The organism is Agromyces sp. NSFZ (assembly GCF_056156205.1).
Genome location: NZ_CM149585.1, coordinates 4,081,608 through 4,105,723, shown reverse-complemented (window position 1 = coordinate 4,105,723; position 24,116 = coordinate 4,081,608). Strand labels below are relative to the sequence as shown.

At 66.2% G+C, this 24,116-nt stretch carries 23 protein-coding genes and 2 tRNA genes; 15 read left to right on the top strand and 10 right to left on the bottom strand.

Translation table 11 applies throughout. The annotated features are described in order from the left end of the window. Window positions 1-58: 58 nt before the first annotated feature. The gene (locus ACVFI9_RS19530) at window positions 59-712 is read left to right on the top strand and encodes a hypothetical protein (RefSeq protein WP_474763835.1); all 654 of its coding nucleotides are present in this window, start codon (window positions 59-61) and stop codon (window positions 710-712) included. Window positions 713-741: 29 nt separating this feature from the next. Then, window positions 742-1,233 carry an RNA polymerase sigma factor gene (locus tag ACVFI9_RS19525; RefSeq protein ID WP_474763834.1) on the top strand — a complete coding sequence of 164 codons (492 nt, stop codon included), beginning with the start codon at window positions 742-744 and terminating at the stop codon, window positions 1,231-1,233. A gap of 179 nt (window positions 1,234-1,412) precedes the next feature. Here the strand turns inward: ACVFI9_RS19525 and ACVFI9_RS19520 are convergent, their stop codons facing one another. The 7 genes from ACVFI9_RS19520 to ACVFI9_RS19490 form a co-directional block, all read right to left on the bottom strand. Beyond that, the gene (locus tag ACVFI9_RS19520) at window positions 1,413-2,663 is read right to left on the bottom strand and encodes a DDE-type integrase/transposase/recombinase (protein ID WP_474763374.1); all 1,251 of its coding nucleotides are present in this window, start codon (window positions 2,661-2,663) and stop codon (window positions 1,413-1,415) included. Window positions 2,664-2,936: 273 nt separating this feature from the next. Continuing rightward, window positions 2,937-3,019: transfer RNA gene (locus ACVFI9_RS19515), tRNA-Gly, on the bottom strand. A gap of 656 nt (window positions 3,020-3,675) precedes the next feature. Further along, window positions 3,676-3,915 carry a BrnT family toxin gene (locus tag ACVFI9_RS19510; protein ID WP_474763833.1) on the bottom strand — a complete coding sequence of 80 codons (240 nt, stop codon included), beginning with the start codon at window positions 3,913-3,915 and terminating at the stop codon, window positions 3,676-3,678. After that, on the bottom strand, window positions 3,912-4,175 hold the full coding sequence (locus ACVFI9_RS19505) for a ribbon-helix-helix protein, CopG family (protein ID WP_474763832.1): 264 nt from the start codon (window positions 4,173-4,175) through the stop codon (window positions 3,912-3,914). Before ACVFI9_RS19505 ends, ACVFI9_RS19510 begins: the two co-directional genes overlap by 4 nt. 91 nt (window positions 4,176-4,266) lie before the next feature. After that, entirely contained in the window at window positions 4,267-5,097 is an 831-nt protein-coding gene (locus ACVFI9_RS19500) for a hypothetical protein (RefSeq protein ID WP_474763831.1), read from the bottom strand. Next, window positions 5,087-5,644: an RNA polymerase sigma factor gene (locus tag ACVFI9_RS19495; RefSeq protein WP_474763830.1), complete on the bottom strand. Its 558-nt coding sequence runs from the start codon at window positions 5,642-5,644 to the stop codon at window positions 5,087-5,089. Before ACVFI9_RS19495 ends, ACVFI9_RS19500 begins: the two co-directional genes overlap by 11 nt. Window positions 5,645-6,078: 434 nt before the next feature. Further along, window positions 6,079-6,149: transfer RNA gene (locus ACVFI9_RS19490), tRNA-Gly, on the bottom strand. Between the two features lie 149 nt (window positions 6,150-6,298). On the opposite strand from ACVFI9_RS19490, the gene dcd reads away from it, so the two are divergent. Next, the gene (gene dcd, locus ACVFI9_RS19485) at window positions 6,299-6,904 is read left to right on the top strand and encodes a dCTP deaminase (protein ID WP_474763829.1); all 606 of its coding nucleotides are present in this window, start codon (window positions 6,299-6,301) and stop codon (window positions 6,902-6,904) included. A 331-nt stretch (window positions 6,905-7,235) separates the two neighbouring features. Here the strand turns inward: dcd and ACVFI9_RS19480 are convergent, their stop codons facing one another. Further along, window positions 7,236-8,345 (bottom strand): glycosyltransferase family 2 protein, encoded by a 1,110-nt coding sequence (locus tag ACVFI9_RS19480; protein ID WP_474763828.1) that lies wholly within the window; start codon window positions 8,343-8,345, stop codon window positions 7,236-7,238. Window positions 8,346-8,348: 3 nt separating this feature from the next. On the opposite strand from ACVFI9_RS19480, the gene ACVFI9_RS19475 reads away from it, so the two are divergent. Then, window positions 8,349-9,176, top strand: a complete 828-nt coding sequence (locus tag ACVFI9_RS19475) for a glycosyltransferase family protein (protein WP_474763827.1) — start codon at window positions 8,349-8,351, stop codon at window positions 9,174-9,176. A gap of 4 nt (window positions 9,177-9,180) precedes the next feature. Here ACVFI9_RS19475 and ACVFI9_RS19470 read toward each other — a convergent pair whose 3' ends face one another. After that, window positions 9,181-10,146: a glycosyltransferase family 2 protein gene (locus ACVFI9_RS19470; protein WP_474763826.1), complete on the bottom strand. Its 966-nt coding sequence runs from the start codon at window positions 10,144-10,146 to the stop codon at window positions 9,181-9,183. Between the two features lie 226 nt (window positions 10,147-10,372). Here ACVFI9_RS19470 and ACVFI9_RS19465 point away from each other — a divergent pair, with 226 nt between their 5' ends. Next, on the top strand, window positions 10,373-11,221 hold the full coding sequence (locus ACVFI9_RS19465) for a polysaccharide pyruvyl transferase family protein (RefSeq protein WP_474763825.1): 849 nt from the start codon (window positions 10,373-10,375) through the stop codon (window positions 11,219-11,221). A gap of 16 nt (window positions 11,222-11,237) precedes the next feature. On the opposite strand, the gene ACVFI9_RS19460 is transcribed toward ACVFI9_RS19465, so the two are convergent. After that, on the bottom strand, window positions 11,238-12,323 hold the full coding sequence (locus ACVFI9_RS19460; protein WP_474763824.1) for a hypothetical protein: 1,086 nt from the start codon (window positions 12,321-12,323) through the stop codon (window positions 11,238-11,240). A 210-nt stretch (window positions 12,324-12,533) separates the two neighbouring features. Between ACVFI9_RS19460 and ACVFI9_RS19455 the strand changes: the two genes are divergently transcribed. The 10 genes from ACVFI9_RS19455 to ACVFI9_RS19410 all read left to right on the top strand — a co-directional run bounded on the left by ACVFI9_RS19455 (window position 12,534) and on the right by ACVFI9_RS19410 (window position 24,114). Next, a complete protein-coding gene (locus ACVFI9_RS19455; RefSeq protein WP_474763823.1) occupies window positions 12,534-13,487 on the top strand; it encodes an exostosin domain-containing protein in 954 nt (317 codons plus the stop codon). Window positions 13,488-13,498: 11 nt separating this feature from the next. Next, window positions 13,499-14,569 (top strand): glycosyltransferase, encoded by a 1,071-nt coding sequence (locus ACVFI9_RS19450; RefSeq protein WP_474763822.1) that lies wholly within the window; start codon window positions 13,499-13,501, stop codon window positions 14,567-14,569. Then, complete coding sequence (locus ACVFI9_RS19445) at window positions 14,566-15,630, top strand: glycosyltransferase (protein ID WP_474763821.1); 1,065 nt, start codon at window positions 14,566-14,568, stop codon at window positions 15,628-15,630. Before ACVFI9_RS19450 ends, ACVFI9_RS19445 begins: the two co-directional genes overlap by 4 nt. Window positions 15,631-15,767: 137 nt before the next feature. Next, entirely contained in the window at window positions 15,768-17,528 is a 1,761-nt protein-coding gene (locus ACVFI9_RS19440) for an ABC transporter ATP-binding protein (RefSeq protein WP_474763820.1), read from the top strand. A 73-nt stretch (window positions 17,529-17,601) separates the two neighbouring features. Then, window positions 17,602-18,480, top strand: a complete 879-nt coding sequence (locus ACVFI9_RS19435; RefSeq protein ID WP_474763819.1) for a nucleotidyltransferase family protein — start codon at window positions 17,602-17,604, stop codon at window positions 18,478-18,480. A 3-nt stretch (window positions 18,481-18,483) separates the two neighbouring features. After that, window positions 18,484-18,771 (top strand): hypothetical protein, encoded by a 288-nt coding sequence (locus tag ACVFI9_RS19430; RefSeq protein WP_474763818.1) that lies wholly within the window; start codon window positions 18,484-18,486, stop codon window positions 18,769-18,771. Between the two features lie 242 nt (window positions 18,772-19,013). Further along, the gene (locus ACVFI9_RS19425) at window positions 19,014-20,384 is read left to right on the top strand and encodes an O-antigen ligase family protein (RefSeq protein ID WP_474763817.1); all 1,371 of its coding nucleotides are present in this window, start codon (window positions 19,014-19,016) and stop codon (window positions 20,382-20,384) included. Window positions 20,385-20,494: 110 nt separating this feature from the next. After that, a complete protein-coding gene (locus ACVFI9_RS19420; RefSeq protein ID WP_474763816.1) occupies window positions 20,495-22,012 on the top strand; it encodes a tyrosine-protein kinase domain-containing protein in 1,518 nt (505 codons plus the stop codon). A gap of 3 nt (window positions 22,013-22,015) precedes the next feature. Beyond that, complete coding sequence (locus ACVFI9_RS19415; protein WP_474763815.1) at window positions 22,016-23,206, top strand: glycosyltransferase family 4 protein; 1,191 nt, start codon at window positions 22,016-22,018, stop codon at window positions 23,204-23,206. 2 nt (window positions 23,207-23,208) lie between these two features. Continuing rightward, the gene (locus ACVFI9_RS19410; RefSeq protein ID WP_474763814.1) at window positions 23,209-24,114 is read left to right on the top strand and encodes a polysaccharide pyruvyl transferase family protein; all 906 of its coding nucleotides are present in this window, start codon (window positions 23,209-23,211) and stop codon (window positions 24,112-24,114) included. Window positions 24,115-24,116: the final 2 nt, after the last annotated feature.

Sequence of the window (24,116 nt, the reverse complement as noted above, 5' to 3'; positions counted from 1 at the left end):
TCGCGCGCTCGTGCAGACATGTCCATGGTGAGTGCAGTTGCCGAGGAGAGGGCGAGCGATGGACTGGTTGGACGAGGTCGTACGGGACGCCGCGCCGCCCGAGCTCGGCTCGACGCCCGGAACTGAGGTGCTGGCAGCCGCGGTCGCGGCGGACGCGGTTGGGACTGTCGGCGGTCGGAGGTGGGGGCGTTCCGGTCTGCGCCGGGCAGCGGGCGGGATCGGCGTCGGGCTCGGTGTCCTGGCGGTCGGCGTCGGCGCGGTCGCCGCCTCACCGGCGGTGATCGACTGGCTGGGCTGGTCGCCCGATGTCGTCGCCCAGCGCACGTTCAATCTCGATGACGGCCAGACGCTGGGGCTGTGCGAAGTGTTCATCCGAGTGACTCCCGAGTACGGCGGCTCGGTCTCCGATGGTGATGCCGACCGTCGCACCGAAGCGGCACGTGGATTCCTGACCGAGCACGACTGGGACCCGGTGATCGCGTCGATCACCGCCGAGCAGATCCGCTCGGAGTACGAACGCGACCAAGCCCGGCGCGACGCGATCACGACCGACACGACGACCCCGCCCCCGGCGACACTTTCTGGCGCCGCGACACATCTGATCGCCGAGCGCATCAGCGCCGAGTTCGCACAGGCAGGCCACCTCCAGGACGGTGTCGCACTCGAGGCCGCCGCGGGACCCTGCACGGCCGACCACGGGGCAGCCGAGTGATCGGCCGCCGGCACGTCGACGACCGGCGATTGACCACTGCCTACACCGCCAACGCGGCCGACCTGCTCACCTACTTCGGCCGCCGCGTGGGTGTGCCCGCCGACGCAGCGGACCTTCTCGGCGAGACGTTCCTGATCGCCACCAAGCGCTGCAACCTGCTCCCCGAGGACGACGAGCAGGCCCGGATGTGGCTGTTCGGCGTCGCCCGCAATGTCCTCGCCAACGCGACCCGGGGCACTGCACGGCGGCACCGGTTCGCGTTGGCACTCGCGGAGCATCTCGCCGCGACCCCGCCAGAGGATCCAGGCGACCGGGCTCTCGACGTCCGAGCCGCGCTCGATAGGATCCCCGCCGATCAGGCGGAACTGGTCCGACTCGTCCTCTGGGACGGATTCACGGTCCCGCAAGCCGCGGTCGTCGTCGGCATCAGCGAGTCAACCGCGCGCGGACGCTACCAACGCGCACGCACGAATCTTCGCACACGACTCCACGACTACCAGCACGAAGGGAGCAACAGATGAACACGCACCCGGACCACCCCGCAGTCGCCGACGGCTCAAAGTGCGAGGGCGGATGCCGCTGAGGCGACGGTCAGCCTCGAATTTGTGACTATTAAGTGACTACAAGAGCGATTTTGCAGTGTGATGTCTCATGACATCGGTGACTGTTCTGCCTCAGGACATCGGTAACAGTTGATGTCTCAGGACATCGGTGACGGTGGGAGGGTCTTGGCTCGTCGGCCGCGGGGCTTCCCACTGCCGACGTACCGGGTGCCGGGTGCCGGCCAGGGGTGCTCGACGATGAGGGTGCCTCGGTCGTCGAAGATCATGACGCCGTCGGGCTCGTAGACGACGTACACGTGCTGGCCGACGTGGTCGCGGCTGGTCTGGAAGCAGATCCCGCGGGCGTACGCGGTTCCGTTCCCGGCGACCTTCACGACTCGCACCTGGTCGTCGCGGCCGTCGGTGCGGAACGCGATCGGCGTGCGTGGCGGCGGTGGGCCGGGCTTCGGAGGGTCGGCTTTCGGGGTCGCGTCCCACGCCTGCTGTGGGGTGATCCGGCCGGGCAGTCCCTGGTGCGGCCGTTCGGTGTTGTAGATCGCGTCGAACCGGTCGACCTGCTCCTGCAGCTGCGCGAGGGTGCCGGCGATGGGCTGCTTGTCGAGGAACCGGAACAGGGTCTGGTGGAACCGCTCGTTCTTCCCCTGCGTCGTCGGCCGGTACGGCTTCCCGGTGATCGGCTGCACGCCGAGCGCTCGCACGTGCGCGACGAGCTGGCCGTCGTGGCCGCGCCGGGACGGGTTCAACGCAGACCCGTTGTCCGTGAGCAGCCGTTGCGGCACCCCGTGCGCGGCGATGCCCTTGTCCACGACCGCGATCGCTGCGTCCGAGGTCTCCGCGTCCGCCACCAGAGACGCGACCGCGTACCGCGAGTGGTCATCGATGAGCTGGAAGATCACGCACTTGCGCCCACCCGCCAGGACGTACTCGGTCGCGTCCAACTGCCAGCACGCGTTCGGCGCCGGATACACGAACCGGCGAAACGCCGCCCGCGGCTTCTTCCGCGGCTCGAGCTTCGCGACGCCGGCGTCGCGGAAGATCCGCGCCAGCGACGCCGGTGACGGTGCGATCATCCCGAGCGAGCGCATCTTCTCGTGCACGCTGATCGGCCCGTGATCCAACCCCGACCGCTCCAACGCGGCCCGCACCCCGACCGCCTGCGCCTTGAGCTCGTCCGCGATGACCGTCGGGCTCGTCCTCGGCCGTCGGCTCCGCGGCTCGAGCGCCGCGGCCGGCCCGTCAACCGCGACCCGCCTGCGGATCTCGTAGAACGTCTTCCGCGAGATCCCGTGCTCCAGGCAGAACGTCGACACCGCCCCACGTGGCGCATCCGGCGGCCACTGCGAGATCGCGAGGCGGACACGAGGATCGACAGGCTCATTGCGGCTCATCCCTCAAACATCTGAGGGGAACTGTCACCACCAAACCGCTCCGAACCGTCACCGATCTAATGATTCAGAACTGTCACCGATGTCCTGCGACATGACAAGAGCGATTTTGCAGTCGAGAGTCGCGGCTCCCTCAATGCGGAATCCCTGATCAGCCCGGTGAACGTGTCGAGACGTATCCTCGTGGACTGTTTCCGCGCGATATCCGGTGACGGGCGGGATTGCACGCCTGCTACGGGAGCATGGAAAGTGACCTTGATCAGGGAATTTGCGAAGAGCCGATGACGGGAATCGAACCCGCGCTGTCTGCTTGGGAAGCAGAAGTTATCCAGTTGTGATTCACTCCACTTCACTCGGGCTCACGAACCCCGGAATCACGGGGGAGTGTGAACTCGAGTGGATCGACGTGATCTCGATTTTGTGACTATTAAGTGACGACGAGGGTGCCTTCGGTGCCGTGATTGCGAGATCCGAGTCGGTCACTCAGCGTTCTCGACGAGTCTCGCACGACGCCGGCAAGTGACGCCACGCACCCCCTGAGCGTGACGCGAATCGGGGGCCCTGTCCGGGCACCTCATCGGACAGGGCTTCTGCGAATGACGCTACGTTCGGGCACTGCAACCCGCCGCGGCGCCGGCGGCCGGCTTCGAAGCCTCGCGGAGGGACCCATCACTGGGGTTGCTGACGTGGATTTGGGCGCGACCGAATAATGGTGGGATGGCGAGTCTCGAAGGACTGATGACGAACACGAACGCGGGACAGTGCGCCGCCGCTCACGCGACTGCCCGGTTGCTTGACGAAACCATCGAGCTACGGTTCTTCCCCACACCAGGCGAGGACGAGCTCTGGGTCGTCATGCCGGAATCGCGCCTACCTCTCGATCTGCGAAGCGGCGAACAGGTCCTCAGCCAACTCCTCGGTCGGAAGGTATGGATCACCCAGGACAACAGTCGATACCAAGAATCGCTCCCTTTCCCCACGGGTACTCAGTAGCCGATCCCGTTCGGAGTCGCCTTCAGGGGAGGAGATCGAGCATCTGCGGTCGTGCCTTCATTGCGTGGATCACCAGTTCGTTTCCACTGTCGAAGACGAGCACGACCGTTTCGAGCAATCGACCTCGGGTGTCGAATCCGAGTCGAAGTTGCCGAGCGGGCGAGTCGTCGTCAAGATCCTCGATCCAGATCGGCCATGATGCTGCCTGTGTCGCGTCCTCGGGGCTGATTCCGTGCTTGAGTGCCGAATCGTGGACGTTCACGCGGCGTACGCGGCCAGTGCGTCCCGGATCAGCTCCGACCGCGTCTTGTGCTCGCGTGCAGCGCGCGCATCCAGCGCTGCGAGTTCCTCGCTGGTCAAACGCAGCGCAACGACCTGCGACGGCTCAGCGCCACGTCCCGGCCGACCACGTCCGCGCTTCTTGAGCGCCTCCATGTCGTAACCGGCTTCGGCTTCGGCGACCCATTCGGAGATCTGCTCCTCAGTGACGGGCACACCATTGATCGTCTCCCGCGTACTCATAGCAACATTGTAATACGAAAATACCCCGCCAACCGCGGCGCGTAGCGTTGAAGGATCGGCAAAGATCGTCCTCTCCCAGGGCCAGTTCTGGCTACTCGAGGGTGCTCTCTTGTTGGATCTGCCATCCGCCGTCCAACTGCGCGAACTCGCTGTCGTAGCAGCGCTGTTCCTTGCCGGAGCTGACCGAATCGGCGGAGTTCGAGTAGGTGATGATGGCGCCGCTCTCGTCGACGCGAACGACGGGATAGCCCGCGTCCGTCATGCATGCCGAATAGCGTGCGAATCCGTCTCGGTACTCCGCTTCGGTGATGACTCCATCCGCGACTGCCGTCTGCTGGGCCGTGGATGGCTCGGACTTGGCTGCCGGGGTCGCCCACGACGCCCAGATGACGTACCGCTGCGAGGGCTCGGCGATGATCTGCAGCGTGTGGCTATCGGTGTCGCCGCTCAGAGCGACAGGGATCGCACCGCCGCCGTTGGTGAAGCCGGTGTCGCTCTCGGTGCAGGTCAACGTCCCGATGGATTGGCCGCCGAGGAACTGCTCGTAAACGCCGGGGTCCAGGCAATGCAACGCGAGCGCGAGGGTCGTGGCGCCTTCGGGTGCGCGGCCGAGATCAACATCGGTTTGTCCCGAGCTTCGGATGATGAACGGCGTACCGATTAACTGCGTGTCGTCCCGCACGACACCGTCCATCATTTCCGCCACGCTGATGCTCGTCCGCTCCGGCTCGGGTGAACCGGCCAGGGCGGCCGCCGAGATCGCACCACCGGTGACGGCGCCCGCCAGCGCGAAAGCCACGATCGAACCGGCAACGGTCCGGCCGCGTCGAGGCGCGCTCGAGGTCGAGGCGGTCGCGGTGGCCACCAACACGCGGCGAAGCTGTTCGTCGCGTTCGCTGGGCGGCTGCGGTTCAGAGTTCATCGCTCGCTCCTTCCAGACGGAACTGCACTGGCGGCGGCGCCAGGCGTTGCCGGAGCAGGGACGTCGCGCGAGACAGCCGCGAGCGCACCGTGCCCACGCGAACACCGAGGACGCTCGCGGCTTCCTCGGCGGACAGCCCCTCGAGCACGCAGAGCACCACGACCTGCCGATGCTGCAATGAGAGCGTGCGGAGCGAGCTGGTTGCGGGCCCGTCGCCGAAATCGGCATCGGCATGATCAGGCACTGACGCGTCGACCGGGAGCCGGGACAGCAGGGTCCGATAACGGCGCGTCGATCGCGTCACATTGTGCGCCAGGTTCGTCGCGGTGCGAAGCAGCCACGGCAGGATCGACCCGTCCACAAACCGGACCCGGTCCCGCTTCCGCCATGCCTCGAGGAACGTTGCAGCGACGACGTCATCGCCGTCCGCTGCAACCGGAACCAGCCCATGCGCATGACGACGGATCCGAGCGCGATGACGATCAAAGATCACCCCGAATGCCTCACCATCGCCGGCCATCGCGCGCCGCCAATCCTCCTCGTCCACAGCCCTCACACTATGAACTGTCCGGCACCGCCAGAAACGTTCCGCACTCTCGCTGAAGGATCGGTAGTGCGGACCTAACCTTCGCGGCGCGCTCGTCACGGGTCGGTCAATCCAGTGCTCGCCCCAGAGCGGCGACGAGCGTTTTCTCAGCTTCTCAGCTCCTCCGTCGGCCGATGGCTCAGAGCCCGAGGGTCGAGTCCGGGCGGATGCCGCGAAGGCCACTGTCCGCTCGAATTTGTGACTATCAAGTGACTACGAGAGCGACCTTGCAATCGAGAGTCGCGGCTCCCTTGTAGTCGAAATCCCTGATCAGCCCCGTGAACCTATCCAGGTACATCCGCGTGGACTGTTTCCGCGCGATATCTGGCAACCGGTGGGATTGCACGCCTGCTGCGGGAGCATGAAAAGTGCGTCTGATCTGGTGATTTGCGAAGAGCCGATGACGGGAATCGAACCCGCGCTGTCTGCTTGGGAAGCAGAAGTTCTACCATTGAACTACATCGGCGTGCGGCATCCGTTGGATGCAGCGTTGACCATCGTAGCAAGCGCCGCAGCGCTCGTCGCCACTCCCGCACACGTCCACCTGCGCCACTCGCACACAGGTCCACCGGTCGCGCACCCACTCGCCCGCCACGCGATAGGTAGGCTGACTGCGTGCTGCTCTCCGATCGCGACATCCGGACCGAACTCGATCGCGAGCGCATCCGGCTGGAGCCGTACGAGCCGGCCATGATCCAGCCGAGCAGCATCGACGTGCGCCTCGACCGCTACTTCCGGCTGTTCGACAACCACAAGTACCCGTTCATCGATCCGGCAGAGGACCAGCCCGAGCTCACGCACCTCATCGACGTGCGCCCCGACGAGCCGTTCATCCTGCATCCGGGCGAGTTCGTGCTCGCGTCGACGTTCGAGGCCGTCACCCTGCCCGACGACATCGCCGCCCGCCTCGAGGGCAAGAGCTCGCTCGGCCGCCTCGGCCTGCTCACGCACTCCACCGCGGGCTTCATCGACCCCGGATTCACCGGCCACGTGACGCTCGAGCTGTCGAACGTCGCGACCCTGCCGATCAAGCTCTGGCCCGGCATGAAGATCGGCCAGATGTGCTTCTTCCGCCTCTCGTCGCCGAGCGAGCGCCCCTACGGCTCCGCCGAGTACGCGAGCCGCTACCAGGGCCAGCGCGGACCGACGGCGTCGCGCTCGTTCCAGAACTTCCACCGCACGGATGTCGGCGTGACCGAGGCCGGCGCGGCGGGACGCTGAGCGAGGGCAGCGGATGTCGCGATGGCCGGCGCGTCGACGAGATGGGGAATGCGGGAGGCACTTCAGCATCGTGCGCACCGATCTCCATCCCGATCCCGGTTTGACGCTAGATGCCACGCAGGCTGAACTCTCCGATGGATACGGCGAGAAGCTTGAGCGCTGTCTCGGGTCGCACCTCCACATCGGAAAAGACCCCCGGGAGGAGTTCGGGATTCACCCGACACTGCGTACGCCGACCGCGCTGCTTCGGGCAATGCTGTCGACGCAGCGGGCATGAGGGAACGCGTAGCTCGGATGTTCGGAAAGCGCCTCGGTTCGAGAGGCTGACGCCTCACTCACTTGTCGGCTGCGCGAAGCCCTCTGGCTTCAGCAGGCGTGGTTCCCCCAGGCGACCGTTGCGCACCCACCTCTGCATGCCGACGAGTGTCCCGATGGCCCACCCGAGTCGCGTCATCGCTGCGAGGATGCGCGTCTTGAACGTCGCCGGTCCCTCCATGAATGCACGCGCGGGCTCCCCGAACACGCGACCCAGATGCGCGATGGTGCCTGGCAACGGGCCATAAACATCGGGGTGGCGGGCCCAGACGCAGGCTTGGGCCACACCACATCGATACTGACGCCGTACGCGATTCCAGATTCCTCGTGTCTGGCGGTAGTGCACCGCCATTCGCGGCTCGTAGCCGAGCTGGAATCCCTCCCGCGCCAGACGTAGGCCGATGTCCAGGTCGCCGCAACCGTAGGCGGGCAAGCTCTCGTCGAATCCCCCGACCCGGCTGAACGCCTCTCTCGTCACCGCGAAGTCGCAACCCCAGGCAAACGGGATCGAACGGACCGGCGAGGTGTGCGTGCGAACGCCGTTCGGCTTGTCCGCGAGGATCTCGCTGGTCGGTCTGCCCGCTCGGTCGAAGGCGTAGAGGCGTCCCGTCGCCACGGAGGCGCCGGCGTCGACACCCGCCCGCACTCCGGACAACCAATATGGAGAGACGAGGTCGTCGGCGTCGCAGTACGCGAGGATCGATCCACGCGCTTCCCGTGCACCGCAGTTGCGGGCGTAGGGGATCCCGACCCGTGCCGAGCAGTCGATCACTCTCGCGGAATCCGCCGACCCGATTCCAGAAGCCACCCATGCATCCGCCACAGCCCGTGTGCCGTCGTCGGAACCGTTTTCGACGATCAGCACTTCATACGGTGGTGCGTCGATCTGGCTGGCGAGCGCCTCCAACTGAGCGCGGAGCGTTGATTCGCCGTTGCGTACCGGGACGATGACGGAGATCACGATGACAGGGTCGGCATCCACCCTGCCAGTGTGCACTTCGCGCAGCTGTTCGCGCAGCACCCTGCCGCCGCCACGCCGGATCAGTTCGCACTCCGATCCGGAGTCTCCGACCAGATGGGCCGCCTTCGGGGGTACCCGGGCCAAATGCGCCGTGGCATAGTTCAAGTCATGCTTGCGTTCGTCACGTCGTTGCGACATCCGCACAACAGCAACGACTACCGACAGGTCGAGAGACTGCTGCACGAGTCGGTGACGTCGTGGCTGCGCCAGACCGATGACCGCTTCGTCATCATCGTGGTGGGCAACCAGGAACCTCGGCTTCCCTCGGACTCTCGGGTCAGTTACGTCCCGGTCGCCTTTCCGCCGCCTTCGCCGATCGCGACGCCCCGAACGGGCATCCCCAGCATCCTGCGGGACAAGGGTACGAAGCTCGCCATCGGCCTTGCAGAGGCCCGCAACCAGGGCGCGCGGCACATCCTCTTCATCGATGCCGATGATTTCGTCAGTCGCCGCCTTGCCGCCCTCGTCGCCGCCAACCCGGATGACATTGGATGGAAGGTGAGGTTTCCGTGGCGCGTGAACGTCGAGCGGCGAGCCATCCATCCTCATAACGGTGGCACCTTCAGCATCGTGCGCACCGATCTCTACCCCGATCCGCAATTGCCCCTGGATGCCACGCAGTCCGAGCTCTATGACGGATACGGTGAGAAGCTCGAGCGCTGGCTGGGGTCGCACCTCCACATCGGGGAAGACCTCGGGCTCCCGCCGTTGCCGTTCGATGGTGCGCTGTATCGCGTCGGCACGGGCGAGTCCCATTCCGGGATCTCAATGGGTGGGCTGGGGCGCCCCATTCCACGGGCGATTGCAGAGGAGTTCGGCGTCCCCGCAACTCCGCGCACACCGGCGGCTCTACTCCGCGCGGTGATGCCATCGCAGCGGGCGTGGAGGGAACGATTGTTTCCAGTGACCGCTGATCGTCCGGGCTCCGCAGGCTGACGCCTCAGCCGCGTCCCGGCTGTACGAAGCTCTCCCGCTTCAGAAGCCGCGCTTCGCCCAGGTGGCCGTTGCGCACCCACCCCCACATACCCGCCAGGGTCCCGATGCACCACCCGAGTCTCATCGTCGCGGCGAGTATGCGCGTCTTGAATCTCGCGGGTCCCTGCAGAAACGCACGCGCCGGGTCGCTGAAGACGCGGCTGAGATGCCGGGTGGTGCCAGGCAGAGGGCCATACACATCGGGATGGCGGGCCCACAAACATGCTTGGGCCACGCCCGAACGATACTGACGTCGCACGCGATTCCACACACCTCTCGTCTGGCGATAGTGCACCGCCATCCTGGGTTCGTAGCCGAGCTCGAACCCCTCCCGTGCCAGACGCAAGTTGATGTCGAGATCGTCGCAGCCGTAGGCAGGCAGACTCTCGTCGAATCCCCCCACCCGGATGAACGCCTCCCGAGTCACGGCGAAGTCGCAACCCCAGGCGAGTGCGATCGAACGGATCGGCGAGGTGTCGGTGCGAATGCCGTTGGGCTTGTCCACGAGTATCTCACTGGTCGGGCGCCCTTCTCGGTCGAAGGCGTAGAGGCGTCCCGTGAGCACGGAGACACCAGTCCCCAGACCGGCCTGCACACCGGACAGCCAATGAGGCGAGACGAGATCATCGGCGTCGCAGTACGCGAGGATCGATCCACGTGCCTCCAGTGCACCGAGATTGCGGGCGAAGCAGATCCCGACCTGCGCGGAGCCATCGATGATTCTCGCGGAAACGGCGGATCCAATTCCGGACTCGACCCACGCCTCGGCGGCTGTCCGTGTGCCGTCCTCGGAACCGTTCTCGACGATGAGGATCTCAAACGGTGGCGCGTCGATCTGACCCGCGAGTGCCTCCAACTGAGCGCGGAGCGTCGATTCGCCGTTGCGTACCGGGATGATGACAGAAACCACAATGGCGGGGTCGGCGCTCACCGAAACCTTCCTCGCTGCGTTCGAACTGGAACTACGATCACGGCCATCATCTCGTACCAACCGTCATCGGCTCCCATGACGGCGCAGCAGAGGTTATCCTCGACCTCAGCATGCGGCGCCGCCGCAGTTCGCCGAGGGGCATCGGGAGCAGATGGATCACAGCGGAGCATGGAGGCGGCGCCCTCGCGCCATACGGCAGTTCTCGCGTGCTGCGGTCGAGCCGGAAGTGATACGCAACGGGTCAGTCGTCGGTGCCTACTGGTGGATCGGTCTCCCCAATTTCGGTGATGATCTGACGCCGATGCTGCTGCCGAGGTACGGCCTCGTCCCCGTGCACCGGCGCTCCGTCGATGCCCGGCTGGCCGGGGTCGGCAGCATCATGGAGCACTTGCCCACCGGCTTCGCAGGCGCCGTCTGGGGTAGCGGTCTCATGCACGACGCTGAACGCCCGATGCCCGAAGCGCACTTGTTGGCCGTCCGTGGAGAACTCACCGCAGAGAGGGTCGGAGCGAAGGAGGGCGTTGCGCTCGGCGACCCGGGTCTCCTCGTCGGTCGGCACCGTAGACGGCCGGAGCCGAAATGGGACATCGGAATCGTGCCGCATTTCTCTCAGCGCGGCATCCCCTCGCTGGCCGGACTTGCCGAAGGTTCCGGGGTGCGGGCGCGCATCATCGACGTCCGTCGTTCGGCAGCGCCCGTGGTTCGTGAGATCTCTCAGTGCGCGACGATCGTGACGACATCGCTGCACGGCCTCATCACCGCGGATGCGTTCGGTATCCCGGCGGTCTGGATGACGGTTGAGCCGGCACTCAGGGAGGGCACGTTCAAGTTTCGCGATTACGAGACGGTTGTCACGCCTGGCTGGAGCCGCCACCTCGAGTTCGACGAGCGGATGTCACTCTCGAGCGTCGTCGAACATGCCGACGTCGCGCCGCGCACGACAGTCGATGCGGCCTGTGAGGGCCTCGAAGCCGCGATCCGTCGTGTTCCAGAGGTTCTCGGTCCGCTTGAGTCATTCCCCTCGGGTATCCCCGCCGTCGTCAAGTCGCGTACGCCGGCGACCCCATCCGTCTGACTCTGTCGGGGGGCGATCAATTCGGGACGCTGGATCGCAGCCCGCGGGCGATCAGACTGGAGCGATGCCGTAGTCCTCGCCCTGCCCGCCGGATGAAGGCTCCATGCGCCGACGGGAGCGAGTATCCAACCGCCACCGCGAAGTCGCGGATCTCGATGTGGTACGGCTCATCGATCGTCATCACACGGTCGATGAACTTGCCGCGGGCGGCGCGGTATGCGTCCAGATCAAATCTCTCGTCGAAGGCCTCGAGGTGGCCGGCGATCTCGAGCGTGAGCTCGGTGCGCAGGCACTTGTAGCAGGTGGAGCAGTTCCGTCCGTGCGCGGGCACCCAAGTACAGACGTTCAGGCTTTCTCGTGCGGCAGGGACCTCGGCGATGAGGACCGTCTTCTGCACGCGAGTGAGCCGGTCGCCGTGCGAGCTCGGCCGGAACTGTCGGTTCACCAGCAATGGAGTCGCGATCGGGTCGGCGTGACCGGTGGTCGGGCTGGGAAAGACTCCGATATCGCGGTATTCGAAACTCCCGGCCGCAAAGTAGCGGCCGATTCCGCCCATCAGCAGCGCAGCACCGGCGAGATTGCGGGGCCCGTGGCTCTGTCGGAAGAAGTTCGACGGGTAGAAGTCGTCGAGATTCGAGTCCACGGCAACGAGGGGGAGGCCGATCTGCTCGGTGATCGGCGAAAGCACGGCGAGGAGACGTTCGAAATCGCGGCGGCCCGCGCTGCCAGAGCCGGTTGCGCCGACGTTGAAGAAGGTGAGGTGTGTGAGCCGCAGCCCGGGCGAGACGGGTGCGTAGTGATGTTCGGCGAGCACCGCGAAACTGTCGACACCCGCCGAGAAGCCGGTAGCGACACCTGCCGCAGGCGCGTGGGGCGGCATCACGGAGTGGGCGTCGATCGGTATCTCACGCAGGCGAGGCATCACCGTCGCGAGTATGTGCTGGTACCCGTGCATGAGGCCGTGCAGCAGCTCATCGGTCACAGGCCCAATGATCTCGATCGACTCGCCTTGCACCATGGCGGGAATGAGCAGGCCGATGACCGCGGGATCCGCGCGTTCGGTAATCAGTCCTTCGTGCGCACGCGGTACCTCGAACCACAATTGATCGGGCGACTCGGGCGCCCAGTCGACGGCAACAGACCACCTGGTTCGGTCGGCGTTCCTCGTGATTCTGGGTCTGCCTATACGCATTCTGCGAGAGTATCGAGTCTCAGGCGATCGTGGCGTGCAGACTCAAGATCTATCGGAGACATGGGGCGCCTCGACGCGGTTCGCCTGTCGGGCGAGATCCCTCCGACTACCCTGTAGGTCATGCGCATCCACCTTCCGAGCATCGGCGTCCGCTCCGAGATCTCAGCGGTGCGTGACTTCGAGCAGCTGGCGCAACTGAGCCGCTCGGGCCGACACGATCTCGTCGCCGATCCTGATGAGGCAGACCTGATCCTGTTCACCGAACTTCATCAGCTCAACGACCCGATCTCGCTGAGCCGTGTATGGCAGTCGCCGGAGTTCAAGGCGCATCCAGACAAGTGCTACGTATTCGACCAGCGTCCGAGATCGTATTGCAGCATGCCCGGCCTGTACACGAGCGTCCCGTGGCGCTCGCTACGCCGGCAGTACCAGGTGCCCTGGAGTTACCACATGATCACGGACGTCCCGTACGCACCGGAGCGCGAGCCAGACCTGCTGTTCTCGTTCGTCGGCACGACCCGATCACACAAGTGCCGCGAGCAGCTCATGGACCTCTCCCACCCTCGTGGCTTCGTGCGCCGTGTCGACGGGCATGTCAACTGGCGTCCCGATGATCCCGGGTTCGACGAGCGTCGGCAGTCGTACGCGGACTCGGTGACGCGATCATCGTTCGTGCTGTGCCCACGGGGACGGGCGACTTCGTCGTTCAGGTTCTACGAGACGATCGCTGCAGGTCGTGTTCCTGTGGTCCTGGCCGATGACTGGGTACCGCCGGCCGGCGTGAACCTCCATGAGTTCGCCATCGTCTGGCCTGAGGGGAATGTAGGCGGCCTCGTGGAGTTCCTTGAGCATGTGGAGCCCAAAGCGGCAGAGATGGGGCGCCGTGCTCGCGAGGTGTTCGAAGAGCGTTTCGCCCCCGAGGTGATGTTCGACAACATTGCTGACGAGCTCTACACATTGGCAGCCACGCGACCGTGGGAGACGTTCCCGCGATTCGGATACCCGCCCGATCGCCGGGTCGTGCGCCATCTCGCGGGGCGCTCGAGGAAGCTGCTCAAGCAGCTCGCGCCGTAGGCTGGTCGTCCATGCGCCTGCTCTGGGTGAGTGTCGAGATGCCCGACCGTGACGGTCAGGGTGGCCAGCGACGTCAGTATCACCAGATCAAGGCCCTGATCGCGCAGGGTCACACGATCACCGTCCTGTCCCCAGCGGCCAAGGCACCGCCGACCAGCCTTACCGCCATCGCTCCACTTGTCCGGCCAAGACTGCACATTCGCGGTCGCCGAGTTCCGCTCGCGCTTGCGCGAACCCACCGTCTCATCTCGGATCCCGGGTGGGATGCCATTGTCCTCTCCCATCCAGGGTCGGCTTGGCTCCTTCCCCAAACAGTGCGCGCACCCGTTCTGCTCGACATGCATAACGTCATGAGCTTCTGGCATCGAGCGGCCGGCCGAATCGAGGAATCCCGTCGCTTCGAGTTGCTGGAGGCGACGGCGATATCGCGAGCCGCTGCTGTGATGACCTGCTCCGCAGTCGAAACCGAGCGTCTTGGGTCAATGCATCCCGAGATGGACGCCACGACGTTCACCGCGCCTCTCGGCATCGATCCGTCCGAGTGGCCCAGCCAGACATATACCCGAGAGAGACCGCGGGTTGTGCTCTTCGGCGGTTGGGGCTGGGAGCCGAATCGCCGAGGCCTCGAATGGTTCCGGAGCGAGGTGTGGCCCGCAATCACGGTGCGATCACCCGGCGCTGAAGGTCTCGTCGCCGGAACAGGCATCGCCGATACGCACGACTGGCCCGGTGGCCTGCGTTTCGTCGGGCGCGTAGACGACCTCGCCGCGTTCACTGCAGCCGCCACGGTCGTCGCCGTTCCGGTCCTCGAGGGAGTGGGCGCCGCCCTGAAGTTCGGCGAGGCGCTCGCAACCGGGAGCGCGGTCATCGCCACGCCCGACGCCGCAAGTGCACTGCCGTCGAGTGGCGCCTTCACCTCTGCGGATCCGGTCGAGTGGGCCGATTGGATTCACCAGCGCTTGGAGTTGCGGCGAACGGAACCGGCGCCTTCCCCGATACGCGCTCGCGCACTAGCCGAGTTCACCTGGGAGCGGGCAGTAGCACCCATCGACGACTGGGTCCGTGTCACAGGTGCCGCATGACCGAGATCGTGCTCGCCCACGACTACCTCGTGCAGACCGGAGGTGCCGAGCGTGTCGTCGTGAACTGGATGAACGGGTTCGGTGCGCGTCACCTGACCACGCTCGCCTACCGGCCCGAAACCACGTTCGCCGATTTCGCGACCGCCGACGTCTCCGTCTCACTGCCGTCCGCCCTCGCAGGTCAGATAGAGCGATTGCTCCCGCTGCTCCCGGCGATCGCCGAGCGCACAATCGTGAGGGGCGGCGACGTCGCGCTCGTGTCGAGCAGTGGCTGGGCGCACCGATTCCGGTACGAGATGCCGCACGTCGTCTACGTGCACTCGCCCGCGCGCTGGCTCTACGCGGCCGATGACTACCGATTGCGGCTCAGCCCTCTTCGGCGGATGGGGCTCGCGGCGAGTACGCCGCTGCTGCGCCGCGGTGATCGCGAGGCCATGGCGCACGCGCGGGCATTGGTCGCCAACTCGGCAGTAACGCAGCAGCGCATTCGGGATGCCTACGGCCTCGACTCCGTCGTGGTGCATCCGCCCGTCGAGTCGGTCTCCGACACCGCGGTCGCTCCCCGCCGCGAGTTGCCTGAAGACTTCGCGGTCGTGGTCGCGCGCGACCGGGGGTATAAGAACGTGCCGCTCGCTGTTGCTGCTGCCCAGATGGCAGGGTTGGCGCTCATAGTCGTCGGCTCGGGCTCCGAGACGATCGACGAGCCCCAGAGCGGAGTGTACGGGCTCGGGCGCGTGAGCGATCAGGAGCTGTGCTGGGTCTATCGCCATGCGGCAGCCGTGATCGGGTCAGGCCGCGAGGATTTCGGCCTCACCGTGATCGAGGCCGCGCTCGAAGGCACTCCCGCTGCGACGATCGCCGCCGGCGGCTACCTCGAGACGGTGTACCCGGGCGTCAGCGGCCTTCACGCGGCATCCGCTGGTCCAGCGGCTCTCGCGTCTGCGATTCAGCGCGTTCGCGAACTCGACCGCGACCAAGTTCGGAGATGGGCCGGCCGCTTCAGCGAAGAGCGACATCGCGCCAAGATAGCCGAGCTGTTGGAGGACGCCGCACACGGGTGAGGTGGCGCTGGTCGGGGGATGACCTTGTTCAATGATCCCCCGGCTATGATGCCGAGAGTGCCCGACCCGAGGGCGCTGCCAGAGGAGAAGCGATGGCACGTGGGCCGCGTGAGCGGAAGCTACTCGACCAGCTCCGCATGACCCTCGTCATGGCCGAAGTAGAACCTCGGCGCTGGGTCGCGGGCAACGTCGTTGCGTCGGCTCTGCTCGCCGCGCTCGATACGCTCGGCGTGGCTGCGATGATCCCGTTGATGCAGCTGCTGAGCGGTGACTTGGACGGCTGGTTCACCGTATGGATCTCGGAGGTGCTCGGCACGACATCGCTCGCGGTGCTCGTTCCAGTCGTTGCGGGTCTCATCTCACTTGTGTTCATCGCGAAGAGCCTCGGCGCCATCGCATTCCGCTGGTGGCTGCTCGGCCGAACGACCAAGGTCTCTGCACTCGCCTCTGCGGAGCTCGCGCGGCGGTATGCCCTCGCGCCGTACGCAGACCACCGTGCCCGCCGAATGAGCGAGATCTACCGCAACATCAACGATGCAACGACGCAGTCGGCGAGCGTGCTCCTCGCCGTGGTGAGCGTCGCTTCGGACGTGCTGACGCTGGTTGCGATCACCGCGGTACTGTTCATCACCTCACCGCTTGTCACCATCTTCGCGATCGTGTTGTTCGGTGGGCTCGTGTTCGGAGTGCAGCAACTGCTGCGTCGACGTCAGTACCGGCTTGGTGAGGAGATGGCTGCAGCCGGCCTCGAAGCCTGGCAGTTCCTGCTACCCGGGCTCGACGGGTTTCGCGAGGCACGGCTCACCTCGAGTTCCGGGATGTTCATCAACGGGTTCCAGCGGGCACGGCTACGCCGTGCCGCCGCCGCGCGATTGATGGGCCTTCTTGCGGATCTGCCGAAGCACCTCCTCGATATCGGTTTCGTCGTCGCCATCCTCGGCATCTCGTTGATCTTGTTCGCCACGGGAACCCGTGTGGAGGCGCTTACGGTGCTCGGCGTTTTCGCCGCCGCTTCCCTCCGAGCGCTGCCCACACTCAATCGCATGGCAGGCAGCCTCGCGACGGTCCGCACCGGCCGCGCCGGTCTCGACATCGTGACGCGCATCGTCGATGAACTTGACGCCGGCGGTGTCCACGACGAGCAACCCAAGGGCGTGCGCTACCGCGGTGACATCCAGCTGCACGAGGTCAGCTTCATCTACCCGGATGCGGAGGAGGCCGTCCTCAAAGGGATATCGTTGCGGATCGCCGAGAATCGCACGACCGCGTTCGTTGGCTCGAGCGGCGCAGGCAAGAGCACGCTGCTCGACCTCGTGCTCGGCTTGCTCGACCCGACGGAGGGAGTCATCGAGGTCGGCGGGCGTTCGATCGCGGATGATCGTGCCTCGTGGTATGCCGGTCTCGGCGTCGTACCGCAAGATGTCTTCCTCCTCAATGCGTCGCTCGCCGCCAACATCGCATTCGGCGTCGCCGCAGATGACGTCGAGCGCGCGCGAATTGAAGAGGTGGTTCACCTGGCCCAACTCGATGCTCTCGTCGCCGGGTTGCCGCACGGGCTCGACACTGACGTCGGCGAGCGCGGCGTGCGGCTCTCGGGCGGGCAGCGCCAGCGTGTAGGCCTCGCCCGCGCGCTTTACCGGGCGCCCAGAGTTCTCGTACTCGACGAGGCGACGTCGGCGCTCGACAACGTCACCGAGCACGAGATCTCCGAAACGCTCGGCAGGCTTCAAGGCAGCCTCACGATCCTGATCGTGGCGCACCGGCTCTCGACCGTGCGCCATGCTGACACTCTCGTGTTCCTCAAAGACGGACGGCTCGTGAGCGAGGGAACCTTCGAACAGCTGCGTGTGGAAAACGCGGACTTCGCTCGACTGGTCGAGCTGGGAGAGCTCACCTGAGTGAACCCGTTCCCACGCACCTGACGTGAGGGGGGTGGGATACTGGGCGAGTCCGGACTGCGAGGAGTGACGCGTGGGAGTTGGCGGCGAAGCACTGCTGGCGGTACCACTCGCCGTGCGTGTTCGACTCGCCCACGCCAGCGTCCAGGTGCTTGCCGAAAGCGTCGGCGTTCAACTGCTCCATATCAAGGGGGCGGCCGTGGCACCGTCCGTCATGAGCGCCGCTCGCGGCGGAACAGATGTCGATGTGATGATTCATCCAGATCACGTCACGGAATTCGACACCGCCCTTCGGCGGGCAGGCTGGGAGCTCTACAGCACATTCGTGCACGGCTCCCCTTTCGGTCATGCGCAGACGTATCTGCACCGAGAGTGGGGTTATCTCGACTTGCACCGATTCTTTCCCGGCATCGATCTCGCGCCGAAGGAGGCATTCGAGCGGCTCTGGGAGGAACGTCAGGTCGTCGAAATCGCAGGTGTGCGCTGTTTCGTGCCCAGCATTCCTGCACAGGCGCTCGTGCTCATGCTCAACTCGGCGCGACGCCGCGCGGGGCAAGGGCTTGCAGTGATCGACCCGGCGGTATGGGACGAGCATGAGCCGGCCATCCGAAGCCTCGTCGTCGAGCTGGACGCCGGCGTCGGGTTCGCCGCTGCAACCGGAAGCCTCGAGGAGTGGCGGCACGATCGGCGGTATCGCCTTTGGAAGTCAATGACCGAGGGGCGCAGCCGCTCTGCTGAATGGTGGGGCCGCGTGCGGGCGGCTTCGAATACCCGTGAGTCGTTGCTCGTGGCAGCCCGCGCCCCGCTGGTGAATCTCGAGCGCCTTTCGCACCGACTCGGCAGACATCCAAGGAAGCACGAGATCGTGTTCGAGTTCTTCAGACGTCCCGCGCGAGCGCTCCGTGAGTTGATCCGATCAGTCCTTCCCTCCAGCCGAAGGAGACGGGGGTAACCGATGTCGGTCGAGCGGGTCGAACGGTACACAACGCCACCGCAGCTCGGGTTCGTTGTCGAGGACTCGACCGTTTACTTGGCACAACTTCCGTTGGGACCGATTCTGGTGCTGGGGAATGGTTCTGCCGCGATCTGGATTGCCGCGACTGACGCAAAGCGCACGACCAGTGTCGCCCAGCGCGTATCAGAACTGACAGGTTCAGCAACCGAGGAGATCGCGCCGCTCGTGGCGACGTTCATCGATGAACTGATCAGGCGCAAGCTGCTTGTGCGATGCGAGGCAGAGTGACTTCGAGATGAACCGCAGCGCCGCGTGTCAGCGTTGGGTGCGTGCCACGCACTGGAAGCACACCGCAGCATCTCCGAGCTCTTCTCCAGATACCCACCCGCGGCTCACTGCCGCATGGCATGGCACGCTGCGCCGTTGCCGGTGTCTCTGCTGCATCGTCACATTCAAGCGTGGTGGCTGAGTCGAGCGCATCGTGCGGAACGGGTGCGATACTTGACCGAATCAGACCGAGGGGCCGGGGCATGACTTCGACGAGCATGCGCAGAGAGATCTGGCGCGAGCGGATCGTCGACTGGTGGGCGGGCATCTGGCGTTGGGTGCTCATGGCGGTAGGTGCAGCTGCCGCGACCTACCTCGTGCTCGACCGGGGCATCCAGAACGGTTCGATGACCGCCCTGGCGATAGCGGCGCTCGTCATCGGTGCCGCAGTGTCCCGATCTCAGCCCCTCGCGATCGTGCTCATGGCGATGCCGGGCCTGTTGATCGTGCAGCGAGTCGGCTTGGGCGGCACCGGCCTGTCGTTGTCGGATCTCGCCCTCGCGGCTGCCTTCGGAACCGCCGTCTTGCTCGGCAAGCGTCCGTTCAGCCAGCCGTTGCGACAACTGCTCTGGTTGAACCTCTTCTACCAGTTCACGACCCTGTTCACCGTCATCGTCAATCCCTACGTTTCGAACACCGTGGAGTGGTTCCACGCATGGCTGCTCGTCTCGGGGGCGCTCGTCGTCGGGTGGGCCGTCGGCGCGGGGGGCTACGCGCGTCTCGGGCTCTCACTCATCGTCGGAGCGGCGTGCGTCATTGCCGTGATCACCGTCGTCGAGGGTGTGATCGCGTACGCGTCGGGAGACTTCGGGCCGGTGTACCCGTCGTGGCCATTCGCCATGCACAAGAACTTCGTGGGAACGGTGACGGCGATCGCCGCTGCTGTGGTCTACATCAACCCCGACTGGGTGGGGTGGACCAGAGGTTGGGCCCGGACGGGATTCTGGTTGCTGGTCGGGGCCCTGTTGCTCTCGCAGTCCCGCCAAGCGCTCATCGGCCTGATGGCCGCCGTCATCATCGCCGTCGTCCGGCGGAGGGTGACCGGGCGTTCACGTTTCGTCTATCTGCTCCTGATCCCGGCAGCATGGCTCATCGTCAGCATGGTGATCGAGCAGGTCGAGTCGCAGAATCAGCACAACTCCGTGTTCCAGCGACTCAGCTGGTTCCGCGAGGTCTACCACTACTGGCGCGAGTCGCCGGTGTTCGGCCACGGACTTCGCTACTGGTACAACGATTCTTCGGTTCCGTTCCAGCCGCCGCAGGCCGAGGTGGAGGTGCTCGCTTCAGCCGGCGTTGTCGGTCTCATCGGCTTCCTCGTCATGTGGCTCGGCATCATCGTGGTGCTTTGGCGCGTCGACCCACGCTTCGGAACCCTCGCGGTCGCGGTCACGTTCGCCCGCATCGTACAGGCGCAGTTCGACCTCTTCTGGACCGCCGCTGCAGTGTCGATCCCGTTCGTCATCGCCGGCATCTGCCTCGGGGCGATGGCACATGAGCAGCGCAGCGTGCCGCCCGAGTCTGGCGCCCACGCAGGTGTCGCGGATGCTCCGCCCCGGAGCGTTCGAGTGCGCTGACTCGCTGTGCTCAGGCCCGCGCGCGAGTTGCAGATCGTTGGCATAGCATTGAGCCCAACTCGGATACGCTCAGCCGCAGTGTGGCGGGCGCAGACACGACCGGAGGCTGCATGGAGCTACGCGACTACCTACGTGGTCTGCGCAGGCATTGGGTCGCCATCCTCCTGATGACGGTCGTGGGAGCGGGCGCCGGCTACGGGTGGACGTTGCTGCAGACACCCGTCTACGTCGCGGGTGCGAGCGGCTACGTCTCGTCGACGGGCGAGGGAGATCTCGGCACGACCTCGCTTGGCGACGCGCTCGCACGGTCCAAGGTACCCACCTACCTCGAGATCGCCGCGTGGCGCAGCGTTGCCGAACACGCGATCGAGGAACTCGACCTCAACACCACGCCTGAACAGCTCGTGACGCGGGTCGAGGTGTCGAACCCCGATAACACGACGTTCATCAAGGTCAGCGCGCGGGGTTCGTCACCGGAGTCCGCTCGAGCGCTCGCCGAAGCCTGGATCGATGCCATGAAGGTGCAGATCGACAGCATCGAAGGCGACGGCAGCCCCGGCTCGGCTCCCGTGACGATCCTCCCGGGCGACGAGGCGTCGCTGCCCTCCTCACCGAGCTTCCCCGACGTGCAGACGGCCGTGATCGTCGGAGGCGTCCTCGGTCTCGGGTTCGGTATCGCGTTCGCGATGATTCGCACGGTGTCGGACCGGCGCATCCGCGCGGCGGATGACGTGGAGCAGCGTACCGGCGTCGCCGTCGTCGGAACGATTCCGATCGTGCCGGGCCTCGACGACGAGCACCGGCTGATCGAATCTTCGTCGGAGACCGGTGGCAAGAACAATACGTTCGCGGTCTCAGAGGCACTTCGATCATTGCGGACCAACCTGCAGTTCATGGATGTCGACCACCCGCCGAAGACGATCGTGGTCACCAGCCCGATCCCAGGAGACGGCAAGTCGACGATCGCATGCAACCTCGCCCTCACGCTCGCGGCGGGCGGGAGCACCGTGGTCCTCGTCGATGGCGATCTGCGTCGTTCAATGGTCGCGAAGACGATGGGGCTGCCCGGAGGCGCTGGGCTCAGTGACGTGCTGGCCGGACGGGCTTCGCTCGTCGAGGTGCTGCAGCGCACGCCGAGGTCGAGCAACCTGCTGGTGCTCGCCGCAGGGAGCGTGCCCCCGAACCCGAGCGAGGTGCTCGGATCCGAGCGAATGCATGCGCTGATCGCCGACCTGAGCAAGCATGCGACCGTGATCATCGACGCCCCACCGCTGCTCCCGGTGACCGATGGGGCGGTGCTGACGCATCAGGCGGATGGCGCGCTGATCGTGGTCACCCTGCGAAAGACGACGTTCGACCTGCTCGATAAGGCCCTCGACACCTTGCACAAGGCGCGCGGACGCGCTCTTGGCGTCGTGTTGAACCGGGCGCCGTTGCGCGGAGCAGATGCGGCGGCCTATTCGTACGAGTATCGGCGCGACTACTCGTCCTCCGAGGCGAAGGCGGACGTCCTCCCCGCCGAGCCGCCGACGCCCGCCGTCCCGCGCGCCGATACCGATTCCTCCGTGGATGCTCCGGTGAGCGAGACGCCCGCCGCCGCGCGCCGGGCCGGCGGACGTCGCAGCTGACACGTGCACCGAACGACTCCCGACACGACGATGGGCGAGGTCGGCCACTCGCGTCTCCGAGTGGCGCTCGTGAGCTCCTCGTACACCCCATACGTCGGCGGGGTCGAGGAGCACGTGCGCCAGGTGGCCCGTGAGTTGCAGGTCGATGGCGTCGAGGTCGAGGTATGGACCGTCGATCGAGGCGAGTCGCTCGGCGTCAGAGAATCCGAAGGCGTGACCGTTCGGTACCTGCCGACCCCACTCCCGGCCGCGTCGCCAGGGGCTGTTCTGCGTTTCCTGACGCGGCTTCCATCAGCGTGGCGACGATGGGCGCATGCGCGGCGGCAATTCGAACCCGACCTCGTGCATGTGCACTGCTTCGGTCCGAACGGTGCCTATGCGCTCGCCCTGAGTCGGCGATTCAAGCTCCCGCTCATCATCACGTCGCACGGCGAGACCGTCGCTGACGATCACTCGTTGTACGCGCGATCGGCCCTGCTCCGCTGGGCGCTGCGCCGCAGCCTGTCCGGCGCAGCGCACGTCACCGCACCGTCGCAGTTCGTCATCGACGACCTGCAGGCCAACCACGGTCTCGTCGGTGGCACGGTGGTGCCGAACGGCGTCGTACTCGGCAGCGTCGACGGCGACGAGGGCCGGGCCCCGAAGGGGCGGTACCTGCTCGGTGTCGGCCGACTCGGCCGCATGAAGGGGTTCGATCTGTTGATCGACGCATTCGCCCGAGCAAACCTCGATCGCGACATCCGCCTCGTCATCGTGGGCGACGGTCCCGAGCGGAGGCTTCTTCAGGCGGCGGCCGGGAAGGTCGGCCTGGGGACTCGCGTGGAGTTCACGGGCAGGCTGGACGCCGAGGCAGTCGCGCACGCGATGTCGAACTCGCTCGCGGTGGTCGTCCCCAGCCGGATGGAGGCCTTCGGCATCGTGGCGCTGGAAGCATGGCGCAGCGGAGCCCCGCTCGTCATGACGAGCCGGGGCGGCGCGCCCGAGTTCGTTCGCGATGGGGTCGATGGGGTCCTCGTCGACCCGGTCGATACGCTCGCACTCGCCGAAGCGATGTCGCGGGTGACCGGCGACGAGGGCCTCCGAGGACAACTTGCTGCCGCCGGACGGGAGCGGGTGGGCGAGTTCACGTGGGCGCGGGTCGCGCACGCCTACGAGGAACTGTATGCCGCGACGCCGGGTCGAGGCGAAGGCTGAGTATGAGCTACACCGGCTCGCTCACTCGACGCCTCCGCCAGCTCCGGCGCATCGCGGTCGCCGCGACACGGCGCCCGATGTGGCGTGACGGGATCGTGGTGCCCACGCACTGGTGGGACGGCCATCCGAACTTCGGTGACGACCTCACGCCGTGGCTCCTTCCCAACTACGGAGTGTTGCCGATACACCGAGTCGCAACGCGGGCGCGGCTGGCCGGCGTGGGCAGCATCCTGGAGTTCCTCCCCAGCGATTGGGACGGTGTGATCTGGGGGAGCGGCCTCATGAGCGGCGAGCCGCATCCCCTGCCGCGCGCTCAGGTGCTCGCGGTGCGGGGGCACCTGACCCATGAGCTGATCGGTGCGCCCGACGACGTGGCACTCGGCGACCCCGGGATCCTCGTGGCGCGACACCGCCCGCGACCCGGTCTGCGGTGGGACGTCGCCCTCGTTCCCCACGGCCACCACCGTTCGCACGTGCCGTTCCTGTCCCTGGCCGAGACCGCCGGATACCGAGTTCGCGTGGTCGATGTGCACCAGACCGCCGAACGCGTGATTCGGGAGATCTCCGCGAGCGGCGCCGTCATCACGACGTCGCTGCACGGGCTCGTGACCGCCGACGCCTACGGGATTCCCGCCGTGTGGACGACACTCGAACCACCCCTCGGCGGCGGTGCGTTCAAGTTCCGGGACTACGAGTCGGTGGTCACCCCGGGGTCGACTCGCTTCGTGCCGTTCGGCCCCGCGATGTCGCTCGCTGAGCTGCTCTCATCGGCCACGGCCGCGCCCCGGGCGACGGTGGAGGCGTCCTGCGACGCGCTCGAAGCCTCGGCGGCTCTGCTGCCTCGGGCGCTTCCCTCTTCGGCCCGGTTCCCGCAAGGCCTGCCTCGCGTGCTCCTCGGGCGCGCCTGACG

Bases quoted from the DNA above. Each gene is read 5' to 3' on its own strand.
- ACVFI9_RS19530 (WP_474763835.1), top strand. From the start codon at position 59: ATGGACTGGTTGGACGAGGTCGTACGGGACGCCGCGCCGCCCGAGCTC.
- ACVFI9_RS19520 (WP_474763374.1), bottom strand. From the start codon at position 2,663: ATGAGCCGCAATGAGCCTGTCGATCCTCGTGTCCGCCTCGCGATCTCG.
- ACVFI9_RS19505 (WP_474763832.1), bottom strand. From the start codon at position 4,175: ATGAGTACGCGGGAGACGATCAATGGTGTGCCCGTCACTGAGGAGCAG.
- ACVFI9_RS19500 (WP_474763831.1), bottom strand. From the start codon at position 5,097: ATGAACTCTGAACCGCAGCCGCCCAGCGAACGCGACGAACAGCTTCGC.
- ACVFI9_RS19475 (WP_474763827.1), top strand. From the start codon at position 8,349: ATGCTTGCGTTCGTCACGTCGTTGCGACATCCGCACAACAGCAACGAC.
- ACVFI9_RS19455 (WP_474763823.1), top strand. From the start codon at position 12,534: ATGCGCATCCACCTTCCGAGCATCGGCGTCCGCTCCGAGATCTCAGCG.
- ACVFI9_RS19450 (WP_474763822.1), top strand. From the start codon at position 13,499: ATGCGCCTGCTCTGGGTGAGTGTCGAGATGCCCGACCGTGACGGTCAG.
- ACVFI9_RS19445 (WP_474763821.1), top strand. From the start codon at position 14,566: ATGACCGAGATCGTGCTCGCCCACGACTACCTCGTGCAGACCGGAGGT.
- ACVFI9_RS19440 (WP_474763820.1), top strand. From the start codon at position 15,768: ATGACCCTCGTCATGGCCGAAGTAGAACCTCGGCGCTGGGTCGCGGGC.
- ACVFI9_RS19430 (WP_474763818.1), top strand. From the start codon at position 18,484: ATGTCGGTCGAGCGGGTCGAACGGTACACAACGCCACCGCAGCTCGGG.
- ACVFI9_RS19425 (WP_474763817.1), top strand. From the start codon at position 19,014: ATGACTTCGACGAGCATGCGCAGAGAGATCTGGCGCGAGCGGATCGTC.
- ACVFI9_RS19420 (WP_474763816.1), top strand. From the start codon at position 20,495: ATGGAGCTACGCGACTACCTACGTGGTCTGCGCAGGCATTGGGTCGCC.
- ACVFI9_RS19410 (WP_474763814.1), top strand. From the start codon at position 23,209: ATGAGCTACACCGGCTCGCTCACTCGACGCCTCCGCCAGCTCCGGCGC.